The organism is Allobosea sp. GW821-FHT03A12 (genome assembly GCF_058986765.1).
In genome coordinates, this window is sequence record NZ_JBYSVZ010000021.1 from 1 (window position 1) to 1,936 (window position 1,936).

Genomic DNA, 1,936 nt, shown 5'->3' on the forward strand with positions numbered 1-1,936 from the left:
TCGGGATCGGTGATCATCGCATCGCCCATGGTCGAGGGATTGCCGGTGACCACCGAGAGCATCTCCGGCGGCAGGCCGGCCTCGTAGAGCACGTCGGCCAAGGCGAGGGCGGTCAGCGGCGTCAGCTCGGTCGGCTTGAGCACGAGGCGGTTATTGGTCGCGATCGCCGGCGCCAGCTTGTGGCTGACCATGTTGAGCGGGTGGTTGAACGGCGTGATCGCCGAGATCACCCCGAGCAGCGGCTGGCGCGTCGTGAAGATCTTGCGGGCCTTGCCGTTCGGCGAGATGTCGCAGGAGAACATCTCGCCATCGTCCTTGATGGTGAGCTGGGCGGCGAAGGACCAGACGTCGTAGGCGCGGCTGGCCTCGTAGAGCGAATCCTTCCAGCACAGTCCGGCCTCGGCGGTGATCAGCCGGGCGAACTCCTCCTTGCGGGCGAACAGCAGTTCGGCCGTCTTCTGCAGGATGCGCTGGCGCTCATAGCGGGAGAGCGTCGGCTTGAACGCCCTGGCCTTGGCGAAGGCCTCGCGGACATGCTCGGGCCTGGCCGCCGGGATCAGCCCGACCACGCTATCGTCATAGGGGTTCCTGACCTCGAGCATGTCGTCGGTCGAGACCAGCTTGCCGGCGATGCGCATCGCCTCGCGCCGCACCGGCGGCTTCACGGTCGCGTTCATCGTCAGCTCACCAGGTTGAGGGCGACGTCGAAGACGTCGAAATTGCGCAGGATCCGCCCGTCCGGGACGGTGATCGGCCGGTTGGCGATCATCGGCACGCGCTGCTCGGTGATGCCGCCATGCGAGCGCAAGGGCTCGGTCAGGCCGGAGAGATCGTGCCGGTCGGGCGAGGTGCCGATCACCTTCTGCCTCGTCGAGATCACCACGACGTCGCCGATCCGGTCGGCCGGCAGCTCGAAGCGCTCGCAGGCCTCGGCCGAGGTCACCGCCAGCGCGATGCCCTCGATCCCGGAGATGCGGGCGGCGACCTCCTCCTGGCTGGCGCCCTCGGGTAGGTAGACCGTGGCGAAGGAGCCGAGCGCGCCGTGATGCACGACATAAGGGTCGGTGATCGGCAGGATCACCCGCATGGTGCCGCGGCCGTACCACGCGTCCATCAGGCTCTGCAGATAGACGACATCCGGCTCGCCATTGGCGAGGTGCTTGTCGTTCATGCCGTGGTCGGCGGTGATGACCAGCGTGCAGCCGAGCGCGTCGAGCCTGCCGACATAACCGTCGAACATCGCATAGAAGCTGTCGGCCATCTGCGAGCCAGGTGCCGCCTTGTGCTGCACATAGTCGGTGGTCGAGAGGTACATCAGGTCGGGCTTGAACGTCTCCAGCAGCTTGACGCCGGCGGCGAAGACGAACTCGGAAAGGTCAGCCGAATAGACCGACGGTACCGGCATGCCGACGAAATCGAGGACGTCCTCGATGCCGTTCTCAGGCATGTTGGCCTTGTCGGCCTTCTCCGAGGAGAAGGCGATCGCCGTGCCCGAGGTGAAGTCGAGACCCTTGCCGAGCAAGGTGCGCAGCTTGTCCTTGGCGGTGACCATCGCGACCTTGAGGCCGGCCTGCTGGAAGGCGGCGAGGATGGTCGGGGCGCGCAGGAAGCGGGCATCGTTCATCATCACCTCCTCCTTCGCCTCGCGGTCGTAGAAGAAGTTGCCGGCGATGCCGTGCACCGCCGGCGGGCGCCCGGTGATGATCGAGAGGTTGTTCGGGTTGGTGAAGCTCGGGATCACCGAATAGGCGTGGGTGCTGGCGCCCGTCTGCATGATCCGGTCGAGGTTCGGCGTCAGCCCCTTGGCGCTGGCCGCCTCGATATAGGAAGGCTCCGAGCCGTCCATGCAGATCACAACCGTCGGACGAACCGGACGGGCATACCCCCGACCGTTCACCACAACCTCAGACCCAACCGTAGAATGCATGTTCATCAC

The 1,936-nt window shown here is 66.0% G+C and carries 2 protein-coding genes; both read right to left on the reverse strand.

What is annotated here, in order from left to right; all coding sequences use genetic code 11:
• Nucleotides 1-677: aldehyde dehydrogenase family protein (locus AC3WLC_RS32045; protein WP_493687907.1), on the reverse strand; the 677-nt coding region annotated here is incomplete at its 3' end.
• A 2-nt stretch (nt 678-679) separates the two neighbouring features.
• Nucleotides 680-1,933, reverse strand: a complete 1,254-nt coding sequence (gene phnA / locus AC3WLC_RS32050) for a phosphonoacetate hydrolase (RefSeq protein ID WP_493687908.1) — start codon at nt 1,931-1,933, stop codon at nt 680-682.
• Between the last annotated feature and the right edge of the window lie 3 nt (nt 1,934-1,936).